16 protein-coding genes are annotated in these 21,067 nt (G+C 73.5%); 10 read left to right on the top strand and 6 right to left on the bottom strand.

Annotated features, from left to right (window positions below):
* Positions 1–14 precede the first annotated feature (14 nt).
* Positions 15–614 carry a hypothetical protein gene (locus V2S66_RS24400; RefSeq protein WP_330798429.1) on the bottom strand — a complete coding sequence of 200 codons (600 nt, stop codon included), beginning with the start codon at positions 612–614 and terminating at the stop codon, positions 15–17.
* 265 nt (positions 615–879) lie between these two features.
* On the opposite strand from V2S66_RS24400, the gene V2S66_RS24395 reads away from it, so the two are divergent.
* Positions 880–1,134, top strand: a complete 255-nt coding sequence (locus tag V2S66_RS24395; RefSeq protein WP_330798427.1) for a hypothetical protein — start codon at positions 880–882, stop codon at positions 1,132–1,134.
* Between the two features lie 181 nt (positions 1,135–1,315).
* On the opposite strand, the gene V2S66_RS24390 is transcribed toward V2S66_RS24395, so the two are convergent.
* The gene (locus V2S66_RS24390) at positions 1,316–2,521 is read right to left on the bottom strand and encodes a hypothetical protein (RefSeq protein ID WP_330798426.1); all 1,206 of its coding nucleotides are present in this window, start codon (positions 2,519–2,521) and stop codon (positions 1,316–1,318) included.
* A gap of 585 nt (positions 2,522–3,106) precedes the next feature.
* Here V2S66_RS24390 and V2S66_RS24385 point away from each other — a divergent pair.
* A complete protein-coding gene (locus V2S66_RS24385) occupies positions 3,107–3,868 on the top strand; it encodes a DUF4232 domain-containing protein (RefSeq protein ID WP_330798424.1) in 762 nt (253 codons plus the stop codon).
* Positions 3,869–3,982: 114 nt separating this feature from the next.
* Here the strand turns inward: V2S66_RS24385 and V2S66_RS24380 are convergent, their stop codons facing one another.
* Positions 3,983–5,173 carry a hypothetical protein gene (locus tag V2S66_RS24380; RefSeq protein ID WP_330798422.1) on the bottom strand — a complete coding sequence of 397 codons (1,191 nt, stop codon included), beginning with the start codon at positions 5,171–5,173 and terminating at the stop codon, positions 3,983–3,985.
* Between the two features lie 261 nt (positions 5,174–5,434).
* On the opposite strand from V2S66_RS24380, the gene V2S66_RS24375 reads away from it, so the two are divergent.
* Together V2S66_RS24375 and V2S66_RS24370 are read left to right on the top strand one after the other, a co-directional pair.
* Complete coding sequence (locus V2S66_RS24375) at positions 5,435–7,060, top strand: glycoside hydrolase family 43 protein (RefSeq protein WP_330798421.1); 1,626 nt, start codon at positions 5,435–5,437, stop codon at positions 7,058–7,060.
* A 405-nt stretch (positions 7,061–7,465) separates the two neighbouring features.
* Positions 7,466–8,599 (top strand): MerR family transcriptional regulator, encoded by a 1,134-nt coding sequence (locus V2S66_RS24370; protein WP_330798419.1) that lies wholly within the window; start codon positions 7,466–7,468, stop codon positions 8,597–8,599.
* A 63-nt stretch (positions 8,600–8,662) separates the two neighbouring features.
* Here V2S66_RS24370 and V2S66_RS24365 read toward each other — a convergent pair whose 3' ends face one another.
* Together V2S66_RS24365 and V2S66_RS24360 are read right to left on the bottom strand one after the other, a co-directional pair.
* Positions 8,663–9,883: a hypothetical protein gene (locus tag V2S66_RS24365; RefSeq protein WP_330798417.1), complete on the bottom strand. Its 1,221-nt coding sequence runs from the start codon at positions 9,881–9,883 to the stop codon at positions 8,663–8,665.
* A complete protein-coding gene (locus V2S66_RS24360) occupies positions 9,880–10,293 on the bottom strand; it encodes a polysaccharide biosynthesis C-terminal domain-containing protein (RefSeq protein ID WP_330798412.1) in 414 nt (137 codons plus the stop codon). The genes V2S66_RS24365 and V2S66_RS24360 overlap by 4 nt, the downstream gene beginning before the upstream one ends.
* A 222-nt stretch (positions 10,294–10,515) precedes the next feature.
* On the opposite strand from V2S66_RS24360, the gene V2S66_RS24355 reads away from it, so the two are divergent.
* The 6 genes from V2S66_RS24355 to V2S66_RS24330 all read left to right on the top strand — a co-directional run bounded on the left by V2S66_RS24355 (position 10,516) and on the right by V2S66_RS24330 (position 19,104).
* The gene (locus tag V2S66_RS24355) at positions 10,516–12,348 is read left to right on the top strand and encodes a trypsin-like peptidase domain-containing protein (RefSeq protein ID WP_330798410.1); all 1,833 of its coding nucleotides are present in this window, start codon (positions 10,516–10,518) and stop codon (positions 12,346–12,348) included.
* Positions 12,349–12,351: 3 nt separating this feature from the next.
* Complete coding sequence (locus V2S66_RS24350; protein ID WP_330798409.1) at positions 12,352–14,526, top strand: tetratricopeptide repeat protein; 2,175 nt, start codon at positions 12,352–12,354, stop codon at positions 14,524–14,526.
* 227 nt (positions 14,527–14,753) lie between these two features.
* Entirely contained in the window at positions 14,754–16,325 is a 1,572-nt protein-coding gene (locus V2S66_RS24345) for a vWA domain-containing protein (RefSeq protein ID WP_330798406.1), read from the top strand.
* A complete protein-coding gene (locus tag V2S66_RS24340) occupies positions 16,322–17,320 on the top strand; it encodes a hypothetical protein (RefSeq protein ID WP_330798405.1) in 999 nt (332 codons plus the stop codon). Before V2S66_RS24345 ends, V2S66_RS24340 begins: the two co-directional genes overlap by 4 nt.
* 71 nt (positions 17,321–17,391) lie before the next feature.
* On the top strand, positions 17,392–18,639 hold the full coding sequence (locus tag V2S66_RS24335) for an ABC transporter substrate-binding protein (protein ID WP_330798402.1): 1,248 nt from the start codon (positions 17,392–17,394) through the stop codon (positions 18,637–18,639).
* A 42-nt stretch (positions 18,640–18,681) separates the two neighbouring features.
* Positions 18,682–19,104: a CU044_2847 family protein gene (locus V2S66_RS24330; protein WP_330798400.1), complete on the top strand. Its 423-nt coding sequence runs from the start codon at positions 18,682–18,684 to the stop codon at positions 19,102–19,104.
* 206 nt (positions 19,105–19,310) lie between these two features.
* On the opposite strand, the gene V2S66_RS24325 is transcribed toward V2S66_RS24330, so the two are convergent.
* Positions 19,311–20,876, bottom strand: a complete 1,566-nt coding sequence (locus tag V2S66_RS24325) for a glycoside hydrolase family 88 protein (protein WP_330798398.1) — start codon at positions 20,874–20,876, stop codon at positions 19,311–19,313.
* Positions 20,877–21,067 lie beyond the last annotated feature (191 nt).

Raw genomic sequence — 21,067 nt, 5'->3', positions numbered from 1 at the left:
TGAATGTGCGGGGGTCAGAAGCCGGTGCCGTCCTGCCGTGCGACGGTGGCGGTGTCGTTGCTCTGGTCGACGTCGGTAACACCCGCGGGCAGAGAACTGACCGATGCCACCGCCGCCACGCGGTGCCAAGGCGCGTAGTGACCAACGGACCAGCGGTAGGTGACGGCTTCGCCGGGGGCGAGGTCCCTGGTGGTGATGATCACCCACGGCGGCACAGCGTTGTCGATGACCGGGGCGGGCACCGCGGCGGTGCCGTCTCCACCGAGCACACCGACGGCGTGGATTTCGCTGCACATCCGGCTCGAGTCGCCGTGCTTGCAGATCAGGGGCGGTACGGCGAGATTGCGGACGGTGAAGTACACGCTGACGCCCGCGGGGAGAGTGGTGTCCCCGGTGTTCGTGATCCAGCCGCGGCCGGCACCCCCGAGGACGGTGTTCGGCGCTCCGGGCTTCGGTGAATCCAGAACCAGGGAGACGGCGACGTCGGGTCCCGTCGCGGCGGTGGCCGGACCGCCCGCGAGCAGGGTTCCCAGGACAGCGGCCGCTGATGCCAGGGCGATCCGGCTACGGCGCCGTGCCAGGCGCCTGGCACCGGTCAGCATGTGGTGTGTCACGGGCTTCCTCTCCGCGGGAGTGTGTCGGGGCAACGATCTTGCCGCGCCGCCATGCCCCCCGGACGGAAGGAGTCACAGACTCAGCGAACCCCACCCGCACGGGTGACACTCCACCGTGGCCACCTGGCGGATCGACCCGGAACATCAGCGGCGCCACCGCGACAGCACCCGGGCGCGGACGGCCCGGACCCACCGGCACTCCCGACATCGCCGCGCGGGGGTGACGATCCCTCACCAGGACCGCCCGGACCCGTACATCATGAGCATGATCACCAACACGCGCCTACGCCTGCGCGCGGCCGTCGCCGTCCGCGCTGCGGCCACCTCTGCCGTCCTGATCTCCCCCACCGCCGCATCCGCCGCCACGCCGGCCGGCCCGGACCGCGCCGCCGAGCAGACCCTCACCCTGCCGGTCCGCGACCCCTCGCGAAGCCGCCCGTCGCGGCCGAGGACCGCACCAGACACGGCCGCACCGCGTTCAAGCACCGGACCGATTCCGACAGCGATGCGTCTTCCTTGATCAGGAGTGACACCGAACGTTTTGCAGTCCCCAGCGGTGATCCAGTACGTGACCTGCGGGGCGCCCACGACGACGGTGTCGCGGGCGCGCCGCGTGGCCAGGGCCGGGGCGGGGGCGACGTCCGGACTTGTGGGGAAGGCGGTGGCACGGCGGTCAGGTACCGGGCTGGGCGCCGTTCTCCTTACTGCGGTTGTGCCACGAGGCTCTGTGCGGTGTTGCCGGTGTAGCAGGTCACAGTCGATACCGACGGCGCGCCGACGGTGGGGCCGTACAGGATGTAGGTCTGGCCGGTCTGGTTGTTGTAGCAGGTGGCCTGGACGCGGTACTGGCCGGAGTCGCACTGGGCGCTGCCCTTGCCGTAGAAGTGGCTGCTGCCCTCGGTGACCCAGTCGGTCCAGGTGACGCAGCCGCTCGCGGGGCCGCTCGCCGGATAGGGGGCCGCCTGCACCGTCTCGGCGGTGTTCCCGGTTCGGCAGGTCGCGATGGAGGTGTTCGGGGCTCCGACGGTGGCGCCGTAGGTCAGGTACGCGGTGCCGGACTGCTGGTCACGGCAGACGATCTTGACCTGGTACTGCCCGGAGTCGCACTGGGCGCTGCCCTTGCCGTAGAAGTGGCTGCTGCCCTCGGTGACCCAGTCGGTCCAGGTGACGCAGCCGCTGGTGCCGGTCGCCGGGGAGAGGGCGGCCTGGACGGTCTCGGCGGTGTTCCCGGTATTGCAGACGGCGCTCGTCGTGGCCGGGGCGGAGACCACCTCCGTACCGCTGATCACGTACGCGGTGCCGGTCTGGTTGTTGCGGCACACGATCTTGACGTGGTACTGGCCGGAGTCGCACTGGACGCTGCCGCGGCCGTAGAAGTGGTCGGTGCCCTGAGTCACCCACTCGGCCCAGGTGACACAGCCGGTCAGGCCGGTTCCGACCGGATCGGCCACCGCCTGCACGGTCTCTGCCGTGTTCCCGGTATTGCAGGTCGCGCTGGCGGTCGCTGGCGCGTTGACGACCTCCGTGCCGTAAAGCGCGTAAGCGGTGCCTGTCTGGTTGTTGCGGCAGACGAGCTTGGCCTTGTAGCGCCCGGTGGTGCACTGGACGCTGCCCTTGCCGTAGAAGTAGTTGTTGCCCTGGACCACCCACGCCACGGATGTGGTGCACCCACTCGGATCGGCATGCGGGCTGACGGCACCAGGAGCCGCAGCCGACCCGCTCGGCGCGGTTGCGGCCGGCGGCCGGTGACCGGTGGCCGGGTCGGCGACTGAGCCGGTGGTGGCAGAAGCCGTCGCCGCCGTTGCCGTCGGCTGCTCCGCCGAGGCGGAGGCGGAGGCGGAGGCGGACGCCATGGACAGCCACAGCAGGGCCGCGCCGAGCACCGTTAACCAGCGTTGGGCCGTCACATGGTCCTCCATATGAGGATTGATCCGATGGGTCCTGCGGAAAGTAGCAGCCTGCCGGCACGGTGCACAGGATGAGGTTTCGGCCACCGCAACCGGCAGCCCGCCACTCTGCTTCACGCTGCCTCGTACGAGGCAGCGGTCTCGTCGCACCTGGTGGCGACGCCGCGTTGCCTCAGACAGGCGCGGAACCCGCGGGAGCTGTAGCCCTTGTCGGCGATGACCTGGTCGGGTGTGGAGCGGGGCCGGCCGGTGCCGGTGCGCGGGACATGGATGCGTTCCAGCGAGCCGGACGTGGCCGCGCGCTCTCAGTACCAGTCCATGTCCCGCGGCTGCAGAGCCGTGGAAAACACGGCCTGACGGCTCGTCGAAACGATCCCGACGCCCCGCCGGCCACGGGGCCACGGCCCCCCCCCGACGACGGGCCGTTGGCTGCCGCATCGTCACGCGGCGGTAGTCAGTTCGTGCGCGGGCGGTAACAGACCCGGGTGCGGGGGTGAACAGAGGACAGGCAGCGGTCACCATCGCCTGTAGAGGTTGCACACCGACCGGTCCCTGGGGTCCGGTCACGGGGGAAGAGGAAGACGCATGAACGCGAAGGCCACAAGAGCCGGTTCCGTACGTCGAGGACTGCGCGGCGCCCTGCTGGGAGCCGCGGTGGTCGGGGCCCTGCTGGGGGCCACGGCCTGCCAGTCCTCTGGGGGGGACGACGCCGCCGCCCCCTCGCAGTCCGCGTCGGCCGGGAACAGCGCGTCGAAGAGCGCCGGGCCCACGGCCGGCTCGGGCGCCTCGACCGCGGCCGGAACGGGGTCGGGCAGCAGCGGCGCCGGCGCCGCCACGAAGGACGGCGCGTCGGGGGACGGCGGTGAGACCGGCGGCGGCAACGGCACCGGCCACCAGGACTGCCAGGTCAGCCAGCTCAGGACCGGGGTCGAGCTCCAGGACCCCGCAGGGGAGACCCCCCGGCACTTCCTGCTGACCGTCGTCAACGGCAGCAGGACGCCCTGCGTGCTCAACGACGCGCCCCAGGTGCGACTCGGCGCCGGCGGCGACGCCCCGATCGTCCGGCTGCTCGAGGCGCCGCACGGCGAGCCCGTCGTCGTCGCGGGCGGCGGAACGGCCTACGCCGGCCTGTACGTCTTCGGCAACGACGAGGGCGGCGAGGCGCAGTACGACCAGTCCGACCGGTTCACCGCCACCCTGGTCGCCGGTGAGGGCACCGAGCTCAACGGCACGCTCGTCTTCGACCTGCCCCACGGCCTGCACTCCGTCTCCTACGACGGCGCGGCGCGGGTGTACGGCTGGGCCGGCACCGAGGGCCTGGCGATGCGCCCGATCACCCAGCTCTGACCCGCACCGCTCCAGGGCCTGCCGTCGGGATCCGAGCGGCGTCACGCCCAGCAGGCCCGGCCCCGCCTCGGCGGGACCGGGCCTGCGCCGTCAGGTACCCGGCCGGCAGGACGGTCAGGACTGGATGAGGTCCGTGGGGAACGGGTCGTGGTTCTTGTACGCGTTGATGTAGAGCTTCATCCACTGGTAGTAGATGTCGGAGTGCGTACCGCTCTGGTTCGGATCCATGGGCTCGATGTCGCGGCTGTAGGGCTCGTCGTAGTTGTCGACGAAGAGGGTGTTGCCCGACCCGTCCTGGAAGCGCTGGGCCATCCACTCGTTCCACCAGGTCAGCATGGCGACCTTCGGGCGTACGTCGAAGGCCCGGCTCCACTGGTCGCGGAAGGTCCTGCCGCCCTGGCGGCCGACGGCATCCGGCGCGGTCATGTAGGTGTGCTGCAGCGCCGTGCAGACCGCGAGCTGCTCCGGCGCGCCGCCCGACGTGCCGACCTGCTGCGGGTAGTCCTGCAGGAAGCTCCACTCCTGGTCCGCCAACTGCCCCTGCAGACCCCACATCTTGCGCAGGGTGAAGTGCGTGCGCAGCTCGTCGGGGAGCTGGTCGGTGGTGAGCAGCAGCGGCTTGCCCTGGTAGGCCACGAACAGGTCGTCGTAGGCGCCGGAGGCGTAGAAGGCATTCCACGTCTCGCGCCCCGGGCCTGCCGGGTCGGAGCTGGAGGCCGCGGTGCCGACCCAGGGGACGACGTAGGGGGTGGCGCCGCCGGAGGACCTGATGTCGTGCCAGGTGTCGAGCAGGACCTGCATCGGGCTGTAGTAGAGGTTGTCGCTGCCGGCGTCGCGCGCGCCCTGCACGTTGGTGGCGTCCACCACGACGAAGTCGACGCGCGCGGAGCTGAGCTGGCTCGCGTGCGTCCGCAGCACCGCCACGTCGTCGGACCGGTAGTAGCCGGTGGCCGGCCGGCCCCAGTAGTGGAAGGCGTTCAGCGGACCCCAGGCGGGAGGATTGCCCGTCGCGTGGGAGGTGTTGAGGATGTCGGTGTTGTCGTAGACCGCCACTCCGGGGCCGGCCGCCAGGTTGTGCCAGACGCTGTAGCAGATCCCGACCGCGTCGACGGTGCCGTCGAGCACCAGGGGGCCTGCGGTGAGCGCGGCCGCCGGCGTCAGCGAGGCCGCGGAGGCCCGGCCGGCGCCCAGGGCCACGGCAGCCGCGGCTCCGGCCGCGCCGAGCACGGCCCTGCGACTCAGCGCGGGGGCCTGTGCCACCGGCCGGGGGGCGGCCGGAGTGTCGTCGAACGATGAGAACGCCACGATTTGTCCTTTCACCGAACACAAGCGGGGACATCCGGGCGGGGCGCAGACCGCGGGAAGCCGTCGGGCGCCCGCCGCGGACACCCGCCGGTAGAGCGGTCCCGATCCGCCGCCACGGAGTTGAAACGAATTGAAACGTACCAAACAGCGCAAAGAACGCCACAGGAATCTGCGGTTTCCATCTGCCATGATGCCGGTGAGGCGTGATTAAATCCATTCAATCACTTGGTAAATTTCGACCCGTTCAAAGGAAGCACGCCCATGACAGGTCACCTCGGCGTCGGCAGCCGGCTGATCACCAATCCGGTGCTGCCGGGCTTCCACCCGGACCCGTCGATCCTGCGGGTCGGCGACGACTACTTCCTGGCCACCTCGACCTTCGAGTGGTACCCGGGGGTGCGCATCCACCACTCCCGCGACCTCGTCGACTGGCGGCCGCTGCGCGGAGCCCTGGACGAACGCCGCCTGGTGGACCTCTCGGGCGTCCCGGACTCCGGCGGCGTGTGGGCGCCCTGCCTCTCCTACGCCCACGGCCTCTTCCACCTGGTCTTCACCCGGGTGGACAACTTCGCGGGCGGCTGGTGGGACGCACAGAATTACGTCGTGACGGCGCCGACCGCGGAAGGCCCCTGGTCCGATCCGGTGCCGGTGCACGCCCGCGGCTTCGACGCCTCGCTCTTCCACGACGACGACGGCCGCTGCTGGTTCCTGTGCCCCGCGGGCGACTGGCGGCCGGGCCGCTACCCGTTCGCCGGCATCCAGGTACAGCAGTGGGACTGCGCCCGGCAGCGGCTGACCGGCGCGGCGCACACCGTCTTCACCGGTACGGACGCCGGGGTGACCGAAGGCCCGCACCTCTACCGGCGCGACGGCTGGTACTACCTGATGACCGCCGAGGGCGGCACCTCGTACGCCCACCAGGCGACCGTGGCCCGTTCGCGCACCCTGCTCGGCCCCTACAGCGCCGACCCCGCGGGACCCGTGCTCACCTCACGCGGCCACCCGGAACTGCCCCTGCAGAAGGCCGGCCACGGCAGCCTCGTCGAGACCCCGGCGGGCGAGTGGTATCTCGCCCACCTGGTCGGGCGGCCGGAAAGCCCGCTGGGGCGCTGCGTCCTGGGCCGGGAGACCGCGCTGCAGCCCGTCACCTGGACCGCTGACGGCTGGCCGCGCACTCCCCACGGCGCCCCCGAGGTCCAGGTGGCGGCCCCCGACCTGCCGGCGCACCCCTTCCCGGCGGAGCCGGACCGCGACGACTTCGACGCGCCCGTCCTCGGCCCGCACTGGGCGACGCTGCGCAGGCCGGCCGCGCCCGACTGGGTGGACCTGACGACCCGGCCCTCCCATCTGCGGCTGCACGGCGGCCAGTCCCCCCGCGGCCTGCGCGCCCCGAGCCTGGTCGCCCGCCGGGCGACGAGCCACCACTGCTCGCTGGAGGCCGCGGTCGAGTTCAGGCCGGCGGACATCCGGCAGACCGCGGGCGTCACCGCCTATTACGACAGCCGGAACTGGCACTACGCCTATCTCACGGCCGACGACGGCGGGCAGACCGTCCTGTCGCTGCTCAGCTGCGACAACGGCGTCCGCATCGCCCACCCGGAGGCGGACACGGCCGTCGGCGGCGACGCGCAGGTGCTGCTGCGCGTCGGTCTGGACGCGCGGGACATCCGGTTCGAGTACCGGCTGCCGACCGGCTCGTGGACCGCACTGGGACCGGCCCTGGACGCCACGATCCTGTCCGACGAGTACGCGGGCGACCGCCAGGCGGGCAGCGGGCACGCGGAGAGCCCCGCCTTCACCGGCGCCTTCCTCGGCCTGTGGGTCCAGGACATCGGGGCGGAGGGCGGCTACGCCGACTTCGGGTACGCCACCTACCGGGCGCGCTGAACCGAGCGGCCGGACGCGTTTCCAGGAGCGGGCATCGCGCGCGACGCGTGCGGCGCCAGGTGCGGGCACGGGTCGGCGCGGACCGGCCGCGCGACGGTTGTCTGAAGCCCCCCGGCTTCCGGCCGTGCACCGGCCGTCCCCCCATGCGAATCACCGCACCCTGCAACGGCGTCACCGGACAGCGGAACGGGTCCGCGGGGGGGCTGGGGGGGCTGGGAGGCTGGGGGGGATCGGCGATCACCGTGCCTCGACATGTCGACGCGTTCTGACCGCACTGGAGGATTCACCGGCTGCCGCTTGTGCCCGGACTGGGCGGGCCGTCGTCGACCGGGCGGGCGGCTGTGCGCCCCGGCGCGACTGGCACGCGGCGGGCATCGGCACAGCGTTTGACCCTCACGCGGCGTCATGCTGCATGGTCGTGGCGTGGAAGAGAACCTCACCGTGGGACGGGTGGCGGAGCTGGCCGGCGTGACCGTCCGCACGCTGCACCACTATGACGACATCGGCCTCGTGCGGCCGTCCGCGCGGACCGGCGCGGGGTACCGCGCCTACGCGGCGGGCGATGTGGAGCGACTGCGGGAGGTCCTCGCCTACCGGCGGCTGGGCTTCGCACTGCGCGAGATCGCGGATCTGGTCGACGACCCGGCCACCGACACCGTCGCGCACCTGCTCCGGCTGCGCGGCCTGCTGCTGGAACAGCGTGACCGAGCCGCCGCCATGGTGACGGCCATAGACAGAGAACTGGAGGCACGGGCGATGGGCATCGAGACCACACCGGAGGACCAACTGAAGGTGTTCGGCGCGCAGTTGTACGAAGTCATCGGGTCCGCCTACCCGGCGACCCGGCGCACCGAGCCGCGGATCGCCGCGCAGATCTGGGACGCGCTCGGAGACGCACGGACGGTACTGAACGTCGGGGCGGGCACCGGGTCCTACGAGCCCCCCGACCGGGACGTCACCGCGGTGGAACCCTCGGCGGTCATGCGCGCACAGCGCCCCGCCGGCGCGGCGCCCTGCGTCGCCGCCCGCGCGGAGAGCCTCCCTTTCGAGGACCGGTCCTTCGACGCCGCGATGGCCTTCAGCACCGTTCACCACTGGCAGGACCCCATCGCCGGGCTCCGCGAGATGCAGCGCGTGGCCCGCCGCGTGGTGGTCTTCACCCACGACACCACCGACTCCGGCTGGCGCCACCGGTTCTGGCTCACCCGCGACTACCTGCCCGACGTCGCCCGCCTCGTCGCCGGCCGCCCCTCGCTGGACGAGCTCGCCGACGCGATCGGCGCCCGCACACAACCGGTACCCATCCCCTGGGACTGCGCCGACGGATTCCTGGAGGCACACTGGCGCCGACCCGAGGCATACCTGGAGCAACACGTGCGCCGCGCGGTGTCGGTGTGGACCAGAGTCGGACCGAAAGCCGAACAACGCGCGGTCGACAGCCTCCGCGACGACCTCTCCTCCGGCCGATGGACCGACCGCAACCACCACCTCACCGACCTCGACACGGCGGAACTCGGTCTCCGCCTCCTCGTCGGCTAGCAGAGGGGCTGTCGCCGGAGGAGTCGGCGTGACGCCGGCGCCGGCGGTCCCGGGGCACAGGTGCTAGTCCCGCCCGGCCTCACCGACGTCCAGGCGTTGCAGCACCTCCCGGCGCCGCCGCTGCGTGGCCTGCTTGCCGTACATGTACAGGAAGGGCCATTGCGGACCGTCGAACTGCGCGGGAATCCAGCCCAGGCGCTTGCCCAGACCGTTGCCGACGTCGTACGCGCAGGTGAGCATGCCGAGGACACCCAGGGTGTCCTGGGACAGGGCGACGCCCAGGGCCGCCGTGCTCACTCCCACCGCTGCCGTGGCGAAGTCGAGCGTGGGTGCCAGCCGCCGGCCGAGCCCGGCGGTGGAGAAGCCGTCGAAACGCCCACCGGCCAGGCCGTCCCGCAGGGCGCGGCTGGCCTTCTCGTCGACCCGGCGCGGGTCCTCGCGCTTGACCTCCTCCGCGAGCGCGGCGAACCAGGCCACCAGCATGGTGTGGCCTTCGTGGCCGATGAAGTCGGCCAGATCGGCCCGGCGCGGTTCGAGCCTGCCCAGGTCCTCCACCAGGGTCCGGGTGAGGGTGCCCAGGTTGTGGTGGGTCCTGGCCAGCCGCCGCTGTTCCCCGATCCGCGCGGTCGGGCCACCGTCCGCGGGGATGGAGCTGATGATCTTCAAGAAGCGCGCGTCGGAGGGTGCGAGCAGCACGGGGCACTCCGCGTCCGCGTCGATGATGGCCTGCCCGTGGTTGTAGGCGTCCCGCAGGACCGCGCAGGCGACCTTCCGGCGGTCGTCCGGCAGCCGCTGAACCGCCTCGTGGGTGCCCGCCGGTATGCGGTCGCCTGCCCGGCTGCCGTGGCCGATCCGGTACCAGCGATCGACCTCCCCCGGGTGCGAGTCGACATACTCCCGCGCCCACCGCGCGCCGTCCTCCTCCCTGGCGGCCAGCACCCTGCGGCGCCGGGGATCGGGTTCGCTCTCGTCGTTCTCGAAGATCGCCTTCAGCGCGTCGTCGACCGGCGGGCACCAGCGCGCGCCCTCCCAGGGGTGGTCGTCGCGCTTGCGGCGGTCGGTCAGCCACTCACGGCGGGCGATGATGCGCAGGTGGCCCTGCTCCACGTAGCGCAGCAGTTGGCCGACACTGATCGGCCAGCGCCCGGAGGCCAGCTCCACGCTGGAGGGCGCCCAGACGTTGAGCGGGCTGCTCACGGCCAGCATCCGGTGGAGGTTCTCGTATCCGAGCTGCCCGTACTGGCTGATGTGGCAGAAGGTCGGGAAGGAGCCCGGCTCGCTCATGCCCGACTCACCGGGCGGGGGAAGACGTCGGGCGCGGCCGGATCGTAGGGTCCGTCGGTCATGCCGATGATCCGCAGCTGCGCGGCGCCCTCGTTGACGACGGCGTGCGAGCTGAGCTGGGGAACCGTCACCAGCACGGCGCCCGTCCCCTCGAACCGGCGCCGCCGGACCGCGGTGCCCTCCCCGTCGTCCCAGTGCAGCGACCATGCCTCGCAGTGCATCACCAGGAGCAGCTCGCGGCGCGTCATATGGAAGTGATCGCCGCGAACAGCCCCCGGCACCAGGGTCGTCGCGTGCACGTCGGCGACGGCCCCCAGTGCTCGCAGGGCTTCTGGCGGGAGCACGAAACTGCTCCCGCGCACATCACCGTTGTCCTTCAGGACCTCGACCGACAATCCGGAGCGCGTCATGGTCGGATTGTCCCCGCACGGTCTCCCGCCGGGCAGCGGTTCCGCCAACCTGTGTCCCGGCGAAGGGCCGCGGGCCGCCGCACTCGCTCCCGCCGGGGTGCGCCCGGCCTGCGCGCGGGCAGCCGTACGCCGGCTCGGGGGGCCCGGGGCGCCGGGGCGCCGGGAACGCGCCCGTACCGGCAAGCCCGCCCGCACGGCGGCCGGCGGCATTACCGTAGGCGTATGGCGAGCCATCACCACAGCGAGAATCCCTGGCGAGTGAGGGTCGACGACGCGGATGGCTCGCCGTGCGGGGCCGGGGTGCTGCTGGACGAGCGGCATGTGCTCACCTGCGCGCACGTCGTGCGGTACGCCGGGGCCGCTCCGGAGGGCAGCGTGCCGCACGTGCGGATCAGCAGCGTCGCCTGCCACCCGGAGTGGAGCCGCACCGCGCGGGTCGCCCCGGAGTCCTGGGTGCACCGCAACGGCACCCGGCGCGGTGACGTGGCGCTGCTCGAACTCGACGAGCCGACGGACTGCGGGACCCGCACGGCGCTGTGGCAGGCGCCCATCTCCGGCGGCCGGGTGCGGGTGTACGGCTTCCCCGCCGCCGAGCCGTACGGCATCGGGACGGACGCCGAACTGGCCGGCTCCGGCGGCCGTGAGGGCGAGTGGGGTCTGCTGAACCAGGTGCACGCGGGCGGTCCGTGGATCGAGCGGGGCTACTCGGGCGCCGGAGTGATGGCGCTGGGCGGCGAGTTCGACGGGCGCGTCATCGGCATCGTGGTCGCCGACTACGTCAACGGCGGCGCCAGGGCGGCCTGGATGCTGCCGACCGAGGCGGTGCTGGCCTACCTGCCGCAGATCGGGCCGGCCGGCGGCGGCCGCGCCAACCGGCTGGGTCCGGCCGGCGCCGACTGGCCCGACGACGTGCTGGGCGACACCTTGCGGCTCGCGCTGACGCAGGAACTGACCCGGCTGCTCGACGGCGGCTGGTCGGGAACCGTCGTGGTCCGCACCGGCGGGGCGACCGGTACCGGCGACTCGTGGCTGGTACGCCTGGTGCGGACCGCCGATCCGGCGGCCCGGGCCACCGTCACGGACGCCGAACTCACCGACGCGCCCGGGGACACCGTCCTCGGGCTGGGCGCGATCGACGCGGCGTTCGACGCGCGCGGCCGGTCCGCCGCCGAGGTGCGGGGCTATCTCGCGGACCGGTTCGGGCTGCGTCGGGACGATCCGGGGTTCGTCCGCCAGTTCCTTCGGCTGCGGCCCGCGCCCTGCGTGGTGGTGGCCGGCATCGACCGGGCCACCGACCCGGACGTGCTGATGGCCGAGGTGCTGGGGCCGCTGGCCGCCCGCGCCCGCTCACGCGGCATCAGGCTGGTCCTGGGATTCGAGGGGCCGCCGCCGGCCGGGCTCGCCCACGAGGTGTCGCTGGACCCCGAACCGCTGACCGGCGGCTCGCCGGCGGGCTCCCACGGGGTGGTGAGCGCGGCGGCAGCCGCGGCAGCCGTCGAGCGGCTCGCCGCGGAGGAGACCGCGGCGGCCCGGTTGCAGACCGAGTGGGGACTGAAGTTCTTCGCGCCGCCGCAGCTGCCGCAGAGCCTCGCGCCGCGCCTGCGGGTGCGATTAGCCGTCGCCCGCGGCACCGAGCCGAACGGCGAGGTCACCGCGGTGCACGAGCAGGCGGTCGCGGCGCGGGCCGCCGTCGCCCGCTACGACCGCGACCTGCGGCGGCTCGCCGACACCTGTGAGGACCTTCGGCAGAGCCTGGAACTGCAGCGCATGCGGGCCGCGCGCTACTACGGCGACGAGGACCGGCAGCTCGCCGTCCTGCACGCGCCCGCCGCCCGCGGACTGCGTACGCCGCCCATCGACCTGGTCGCGGCACGCACCCTCGTCGAGCGGTACACAGACGAGGTCAACCGGCGTATCGGTGCGCAGGACCGCGCAAGGGGGCGGGGCGGCGACGCCGGAAGCGGTGGCAGCGGCGGCGGTGGCAGCGGCGAGGCGAGCGACGGCGACGGCCCGGGGCGCGAAGGCCACGGGGGCGCGCGGGGAGGCGAGGGGTGACGGATGAACCGCTGTGATCGCCCGGACTGCGGGCGCGGCGTCATCGACGAGCAGGGCTTCTGCACCGACTGCGACCGGCGCCCGCTGGGGCTGCCGGCCGGCGCGTCCCGGCTCCCGGCGCCGGACGGCGGCCGCCCGGCGGCCGGACCGAGGCAGGCCCCGCAGGGCGCGAGTGTGGGGGTGGCGAACGTACGCCCCGACCCCTGGTGGGTCCTCGAACTGGTCGAGGCCGATCTGGCGCCCGAACTCCCCGACGAGCCGCCGCCGGATGCCGGGCCGGTCGCCGAGGAGCACCGGTTCTGCGCCAACACCGCCTGCGGGGAGCCCGTCGGGCGCGGCCACGACGGCGAGCCGGGCCGAATATCGGGTTTCTGCGCCAACTGCGGCGACCCCTTCGACTTCGGCCGGTCCCACGCCGACCAGGTCATCGCCGGACGGTACGAGGTCGAGCGCGTCCTCGGCTCGGGTTCGTACGGGGCTGCGTACCTCGCCCACGACCGCAACCTCGACACCCGGGTGGTGCTCAAGGCGCTGCGCAACCGGTCGGTGGCCGAGACCGCCCGTACCGAACGGGACGCGCTGGTCGGCCTGCGGCACGACAGCATCGTCCGCATCCTCAGCTACGAGAACGAGGGCCCGCACCTGGTCCTGGAGTACATTCCCGGCACTCCCCTGTCGGCGCGGCCCGGCGACCGGCTGGAGGTCCTGCTCGCCCACGGGCTGCGCATCCTCCAGGCGCTGGACTACCTGCACGCCAAGGGGCTGCTGCACTGCGACGTGAAACCCTCCAACATCATCCGGTTCCGCGAGGAGAGCACGGCCGGCGCCCGCGACCGCGTGCGGCTCATCGACTTCGGCTCGCTCAGGACCCGGGACGACATCCGGCCGCTCGTCGCCTACACCAAGGCGTACGCGCCGCCGGACGACGCGGCCGGGCGGCCGGACCCTGAGCACCTGCGGCCCACGGCCGGCTTCGACCTGTTCTGCCTCGGCATGACGCTGGCCGAGGTGTGCAGCCGCCACCTGCGGGACCGCACCGCGCCCGGCGTCGACTCGCTGCACCTGCTGCTGGACCGCGCCACCGACGTCACCGCTCCGGAGCGCAGGTTCGTGTCGGCCCGTCAGTTCGCCGAGCAGGTCGGCGGCGTGATCCGGCAGATCGTGGCGGCGCCGCCGACCGGCCTGCGGGTGAGCAGAGCGTCGGGGCTGTTCGGCTCGGTGACCGAATCGCTGCACGGCGGGCTGGGCGCCGCCCGGCCGTTCGGCCACTGGGCCGCGGCGGGGCTGACCGCGGACGGCCTGCTGACCCTGTCGGCGCCCTTCGCCTCCCCGCTGCCCGAGGACATCGCGGTGGCGCTCCCCGCCCCGCTGGCCGATCCGGAGGAGCCGGTCGTCGCGGAGCGGGCGGCGAGCGGGCTCGCCGCCTGCCGGCTGGCGCTGCGGCACGGTGACACGGATCTGGCCCGGCTGGCGCTGGATGACGCGCCGCTGCCCGCGGGGCACTGGCTGCGCTCCTGGTACCGGGGGCTGATCGCCCTGGCGCGCGGCGACTGCGAGGCCGCGACGGGCCAGTTCATGGCGGTGCGCCGGACACTGCCAGGCGAGCTGGTCCCGCAGTTCGCCCTCGGCCTGTGCGCCGAACTGGGGGGTGACCTCCAGGTCGCCCAGTCGCACTACGACACGGTCTTCGACACCGCGCCCGCCCTCGGCGCGGCCGGTTTCGGCCTGGCCCGGGTGCACCTGCTGGCGGGCAGGCGGGCGGCGGCGGTGGCCACCGCGGAGCGGCTCGCGCAGGAGTTCCGCTACGAGCGCGAGGCGCGGATCGCGGGCGTCCGCCTGCGGGTCAGCGTCATCGCCGGCCCGGATCTGGCCGCGCCGACCGCCGACGACCTGGCGCGGGCGCGGGCGGCCGTGGACGAACTCGACCTCGACGGCGCCGCGGCCGCCGGGCTGATCGCCGAGATCCGGTACGCCGAGTGCGTCCTCGCCCACGACCGCAGGGAACTCTCCGAGGTGGTGCGGGAGGTGGCGCGGTACGCCCCGACCGAGCGCGACCACACCACGGTGGTCGATCTGGCCAACCGGCTGCGCCCGGCGCTCACCTGGCGCTGGCCCGGGCGGAGCGGCCGGGCGGGGACGTCACGTTCCCCGGAGCGGTCCGGGGCGCTAAACTCCTAGCCCGCCAAAGGGCGGGCTTGTGACGCGGTCGGGTGGTGTCGGTGGGGGACGAGTCGCCGTCGGGGTGGTTACCGCAGGAGCGGTCGCCGTCGGAGGAACGGCCGCGGGGGCGGCCGTCATCGCCGGGGGGAAGTTCGGCCGGATCGGCGGCCGGGTCGCCAGGGGAGCGGCCGCCGGGACAGGATCCGCCGGAACGGGCGGTGGACGGCCACGCGCAGTCCCCACCCATGGGGTTGGCCTTCTCCGTCGAGGTGGACGCGGCCTCTGACCTGGCGGCGGACGTCACGCGGACCGACGCGCTGATCACGGTGGAGGCGCTCTCCGCGGTGCGGTCGGGCCCGGCTCCGCAGTCCGTCGAGGTCCTGATCATGGACCGGTCGCTGTCCATGGCCGGCCGGGGGAAGCTGGACGAGGCGAAACGCGCCATGTGCGCGGCCATCGACACCCTGCCGGACGGCACGTACCTGGGGATCGTCGCGGGCAACCACCGCGCCGAGGTCGTCCATCCGGTCGACGGCGGCGGTGTCGTGCGGATCGACGCCGCCGGGCGGGAAGCGGCCAAGCGGCGGGTCGTCAGCCTGCTGCCCGAGGGCGGCACGGCGATCGGCACCTGGCTGGAGTGCGCCGACCGGCTCTTCGCGGCGACCGCGGCGGAGGACGCCGTGCGCCACGCGGTGCTCTACACCGACGGCAGGGACGAGCACGAAACGCCCGAGGCCCTGGACAGTGCGCTGGCCGCGTGCGGCGACCGTTTCGTCTGCGACGCGCGAGGGCTCGGCGACGACTGGGAGTACGGCGAACTGCTGCGCATCACGCAGCAGTTGCACGGCACCGCGAAGGCCGTCGTCAGCGCCGCCGACCTCACCGAGGACTTCACGGAACTCATGCGGCGGGCCCGGCGGATCGTGGTCCCCCGGGTGTATCTGGGACTGCGTCTCAACAGCCGGTTCCGGCTGGGTTTCGTGCGGCAGACCCGTCCGGTCGAGGCCGACCTGACCGGCCAGCGGCAGCAGCACGGCGACGAGGTGCACATCCCGCTCGGCGCCTGGTCACCGGAGGTCCGCCAGTACCACCTGTCGTTACGGTTCGACCCCGACGCGCTGCCCGTCGACGAGGACCTGCGGGCGGCCAGGATCACCCTGCGCGCCGAGCGTCCCGGCGGGGAACGCCCGCCGTACGCCGACACCCGGGCGGTCGTGGTGCGGCGGCGGGCGACTCCGGGCTTCAGGACCGCCCAGCCGGCGGACCTCACCCGGGTGGAGAGCCAGCGGGAGCTGGGTACGGCGATGCGGGCCTGCGCCGACGCCTGGCAGCGCGGCGATCTGGCGAGGGCCGACCGGGAACTGGCGATCGCCGTGGAGCTGGCCGAACGTCTCGGTGACGCGAACCGGTTGGCGCTGCTGAGGTCGGTGCGGGTGATCCGCGGCGGGCAGCCGGCGCTGCGCCGGAACGTGACCAGGGGCGAGATGCAGCAGCTCGGACTCGACTCGACCAGGACCGGCGCACTGCCCGCCACCGGTGCGGCGCCGCTGACCGGGGCGTTTCCCGGCCGTCCCGCGGACGACGGCGTGCACCGCCGTGTCTGCCCGCACTGCGGCACGACGACCACGGCGCGGCTGCTCAAGCACTGCGAGACGTGCGGCAACCGGTTCGACGCGCCGTCGCCGGACGGCCGCAGCCGCGGCGACGGCCTTCCGGCGGTCGACCGGCAGCCCGGCCCCGGCGGGCACCGCGTGGCGGACGGTGGTCCCGCGCCCGGCGCCCGGGGCGACGACGGCGAGCCGAGGGACGCGGTATGACGGCGCCCACCGCGTCGCCGCCGTACGGTGGGGCAGCCCGGCGGCCGGGTCCTCGTTCGACCCGGCGGCGCGGACCGGCCGGCTGGTACGCCCGGTTGCGGGCCACGCACCCGGTCCGGGTGCTGCGCTGGCTGCGCACCGGCGTCCTGGTCCTCGTCGCCGCCACCGCGCTGCTGTATCTGACGGTGTCCGTCCAGGCGGGCCAGGAGCTTCGCGCGGCGCGCCGCACCGAGCAGGCGGTGGCGGACGTCAACCTGGCGGTGACGGCCGCGGGCAACGCGAACGCGGCGCTGATAGACGCCTTCGCGGGCGGGAACGTCGCTCTGATCGGGACGGGGACGGAGTTCGCCAATGCCACGGCCGAGGTGTACAACCACGTCACGACGGCGGCGGCCGGCAATGCCGCCGGGCGGCGGGGGCTGGCCGAGATCCAGTTCGTGCAGGGCCAGTTGACCAACTGCGTGCAGTTGGCGGAGATCTCGGCCGGTGACTTCGCCCGTGACAGGGGCGACCGCGAGGTGGCCGCGGCCTATGACGCGCTGAACGCGCTCCAGGAGGTCGATCCGGACACCGGAGCGTCCATTCCCGACACCGGCGGCCTGATCTCCTCGCTCAGGGACCTGGCGAATCTGGAGACGGCGGCGCGCGACGCGCAGCTGCGCTCGCACTGGCTCGATCCCGCCTGGTCCTGGTCGCTGCTCACCGGGCCCGCGGCCCTCATGCTGCTGCTGGTCCTGGCGACCGGCTGGGTGCTGGCGCGGCACTTCCGGCGGCACGTCGATCCGCTGCTGCTGGGCGCGTTGCTGGCCACGGCGGCCGTCGGGGCCGCCGTCGCCGTCCTCGGCGGAGTGGACGTGCACCGGCAGGCCGGGGACCCGCGGGCCGGCCACCCGCTGACGATGACGCTCGCGCTGTGCCTGCTGGCCGCGGCCGGCGTCTGCGCCTACCTCGCGTACCGGCCGCGGCTGGCCGAGTACCGCTTCCCGCCGACGTGAGGGCGGGCACGGCGCGGGAGGCGCCGCGGACGGGGAGGAGGCGCCGGAGGACGGCGCCGGGAGCGTCGAGGGTGACGCGGGCGGTGTGCGGGGCGCTGGTGCTCGCCCTGCTGCTGGCGGTGGCCGGCTGCGGCGCCGGACCGCGGCAGCAGCGCGTGACGATCATGGTCCCGTGGTCGGACGGCGAGTTCCAGGCGTTCTACTCGGTGGTCAAGGAGTTCGAGTCCGCCACCGGTGTCCACGTGGACATCGAGGTCGCCCGGGCGATGACCCAGCAGCTCGACGCGGCGGCGGCGGCCGGCGTGCCGCCCGACCTCGCCGTGCTCCCGAGCGTCGGCGCGATCGACCAGTACGTGCAGGCTCACCGGCTCCAGCCGCTCCACCTGTCCACGGCGGACTACGCGCAGCCGTTCGGCGGCCTGGCGTCGGTGCGGGGGACGGTCTACGCCCTGCCGGTCAAGGCCGACGTGAAGAGCCTCGTCTGGTACAGCCCCTCGGCTTCGCGTGACGGGCCGCCGCCGACCGGGCCGGCCGCCCTGGAGGCCCGGTCCCGGAAGGACCCGGCGTACTGGTGCCTGGGGTTGGCCTCAGGGCCCACCTCCGGTCTGCCCGGAGCCGACTGGATCGCGGACATCATTCTCGCCCAGGGCGGCGTCGGCCCGTACGAGCAGTGGCTCTCGGGCGGGCTGCCGTGGACGGCGCCGCAGGTCGTCGACGCCTGGCAGACCTGGCGCAAGCTGGTGGGGCCCAGCATCTCCAGCACGGCGGCCCGCCTGTTCGCCAGCGCCGGGTCGGCGATGACCGCGGACCCGCCCCCGTGCCGGCTCGGCCAGGGCACGATGGCCACGATGGGCTACTCGGCCAACCTGCGCCCCGGCACGGACTACGACTTCGTGACGCCCTCGGCCGGCCACCGGCTGGAGGTGTCGGCGGACTTCGTCGGCATGTTCACGACTGACAACCCGGCTGCCCGCAGGTTCCTCACCTACCTGTCGGGCCCGGGAGCGCAGCGGGCCTGGGTGGGGGCGGACGAGGGCTACGGGTTCTCCGCCCTGCGGCAGGTGGCTCTGGACGCGTACCGCAACCCCGTCCAGCGGCGGATCGCCGCGATGCTCCAGCCGGGGTCCGGGTGGACTCTGTGCTTCGCCGCCGCCGACACGATGAGGCCCGACGTCTCCGCTGCCTTCTCCCGGGCGGTCCTCACCTACACCGCCGACCCGACGTCCCTCAAGGATCTCCTCGGCGGTCTCAGGACCGTTCAGGACAACCGGGGGGACACCCCCGTACCGCAGGACAAGCTGTGCGCGGTGGCGCGCTGACGCCCCGCGGCGGTTCGCCCGCGTCCTCTCGAAGGAGATCCCATGTCCGATGCCGTCCAGTTCGCCCTGTCCGACGGAACCGTCGTCCTGGTGGCGCCCACCGCCCGCGCGGGCAGCGGCGCCGTCGGGCTCGGCGGGCGCCTGGAGACCGCTCAGCGGACCCTGCGGACGGCGTTGGCGCCGATCACCGCCGCCGCCGCCGAGGTCATCGACGAGTTCCGTGGGCTGGCGCACCGGCCCGACGAGGTGGAGGTCAGCTTCGGCGTGGTGCTCGACGGCAAGCTGGGCGGGATCATCGCGAGCGCCAACGGCAGCGCCCACCTCGACGTCAGCCTTCGCTGGCAGCGCGCGGACTCCGACCGGGGCGCGGCCCCGGAGGCGGAACCGCTCCCGGCCGCGCACTCCCCGGAGGGCCCGGACCCGGCCGCCGCCACCGGGGAGGTGCAGGGTCCGGACGGCGGATGACGGTGCCGGTGCCGGTGCCGGTGCGGGCGGGGCGTCCCTGCTGAACCGGTCCGCCTCGGGACCGAGCCGGACGGCCTGCCTCCCGCGCCGTGGCCCGCGGCTTGGCCACCTGTCTGCAACTCCCCGGCATCCAGGCGCGGATGGGCCGAGCGTACGCGCAGCGTCTACCTGACGCTTGCGCCGCGCGGTGCCGTGCCCCAGGGGCGTCAGAGGGCGACGAGGTCGAACTGCTCCCACGTGCCGATGACGGGAGCGCTCGCGATCAGCGCGGAGGCTCCGGCGGCGGCTGCCGTCACGTACTTGCCGTTGACCTGTGCGCGCAGGCTCACCGAGCCGTTGGGGTTGGAGACCAGGGTGAAGGTCTCCCAGCCCTGGGCGGTGGCGCGGTTGGCGATCAGAGGGGAGGCGCCGGCGTTCGCCGCGGACACGAACAGGTTGTTCGCGTGGGCGCGGAGCGTCGTGCTGCCGGTGGACGACACCGTCAGGTCGAAGGTCTCCCAGCTCTGCGCGGTGGCGCGGTTGGCGATCAGAGGGGAGGCGCCGGCGTTCGCCGCGGACACGAACGCGTTGTCGATCCGGGCGCGCAGCGCGTACGTTCCCGGCGCCGGCAGGCCGGCGCCGCCGGGGGCGGCGAGTGCGGCCAGTTCGGTGCCGGCCAGCAGGAAGCCGCCGACTCCGAAGTCGGCGGTGCTGTCGTAGGTGACCGGCTGGCTCGAGTCGGGGCGGTCGCCGACCTTCTGCACGTACCCGAGCACGCCGTCGGGGTGCACGGCGGCCGCCACCAGGCCGTTCCACGCGCGGGCCGCGACTGGCAGGTACGCGGCCGGGTCGACCAGGCCCGCACCGACCGCGTAGGCGGTGCCGTAGGTGAAGAAGGCGGTGCCGCTCGTCTCGGGGCCGGGAAAGTGGTTCGGGTCGGCGAGGTTCACGTTCCAGAAGCCGTCCGGGCGCTGGACCTTGGCGACCGCGGTGATCAGCCGGGTCAGTGCGGTGCGGTACTCCGGCACGTTCGCCTGGCCCGCGGGCAGCGCCTTGAGCACCTTGGTGTGGGCGGCCACCGCCCAGCCGTTGCCGCGCGACCAGACCACCGGCTTTCCCGACGGCGAGACGATCCCTCCGGGCAGGAAGTTCTTGTCGCGGTACCACAGGCCGGTCGCCGGATCGAGGAGGCCGGGGCCGCCCTCGGCGTTCTTGGTGTGCGAGTAGAGCTTGTACAGCTTGTCGAGGTAGCCGCTGTCGCCGCGCATCACGCCGAGCCGGGCGAACTGCGGCATCGCCATGTGCAGGGCGTCGACCCACCACCAGTCGTCGTTCTTGCTCACCTGGTTCACGTACGTCATGTTGTGCAGGCACGCCTCGATCGCGGCGATCTTGTTCGCGGCGGGGGCGATGTCGTAGAGGTCGAGATAGACCTGGCCTGCTGTCTGGCTGTCCGCGTCACGGGTGGTGGTGCCGCCGGTGAGACCGTAGGCGTGGTTCTGCGCCCAGCCGGTCACGTAGTTCAGGTACGTGACATCCGAAGTCAGCCGGTACAGCGCGACGAGACCGCTCATCAACGTCGAGTCCGCCCACTGGCTGTCGCCGCTGTCGGGGTGGGCGCCGATCCACTGGTCGGCGACCCGCCGCAGAACGTCGACGATGTCCGCGCGCGGCGGTGTCGTCCCGGCGGGCAGCGCGGCCGTGTTCGCGGCGTGCGCGCTCTGCGCGGTCCATGCCGGTATGCCGAGCGCGGCGAGCGCGACTCCGCCGGCCAGGAGACTTCGTCGTTCCATGGTGGTGCCTCTCACGTGGGGGGAGCAGGCGGATGAGCGCACACGGTGGTCACAGGGCCGAATGGCGAACATGTACGTGATCGGCCATGAGGACCATAGGACTGGGCCGTTCCTCGGGTCAACCACGCCTGCCGCGCGCCGCCGCCGCGGCTTCGGCGGTCGGGCCTCTCGCGGCGGGAGTCGCGACCCCG

This window comes from Actinacidiphila polyblastidii (assembly GCF_036353415.1).
In the GTDB taxonomy this organism is placed as follows: domain Bacteria; phylum Actinomycetota; class Actinomycetes; order Streptomycetales; family Streptomycetaceae; genus Actinacidiphila; species Actinacidiphila polyblastidii.
Note: the sequence above shows the minus strand (reverse complement) of the source record. Positions and strands in the feature narration are given on the sequence as shown.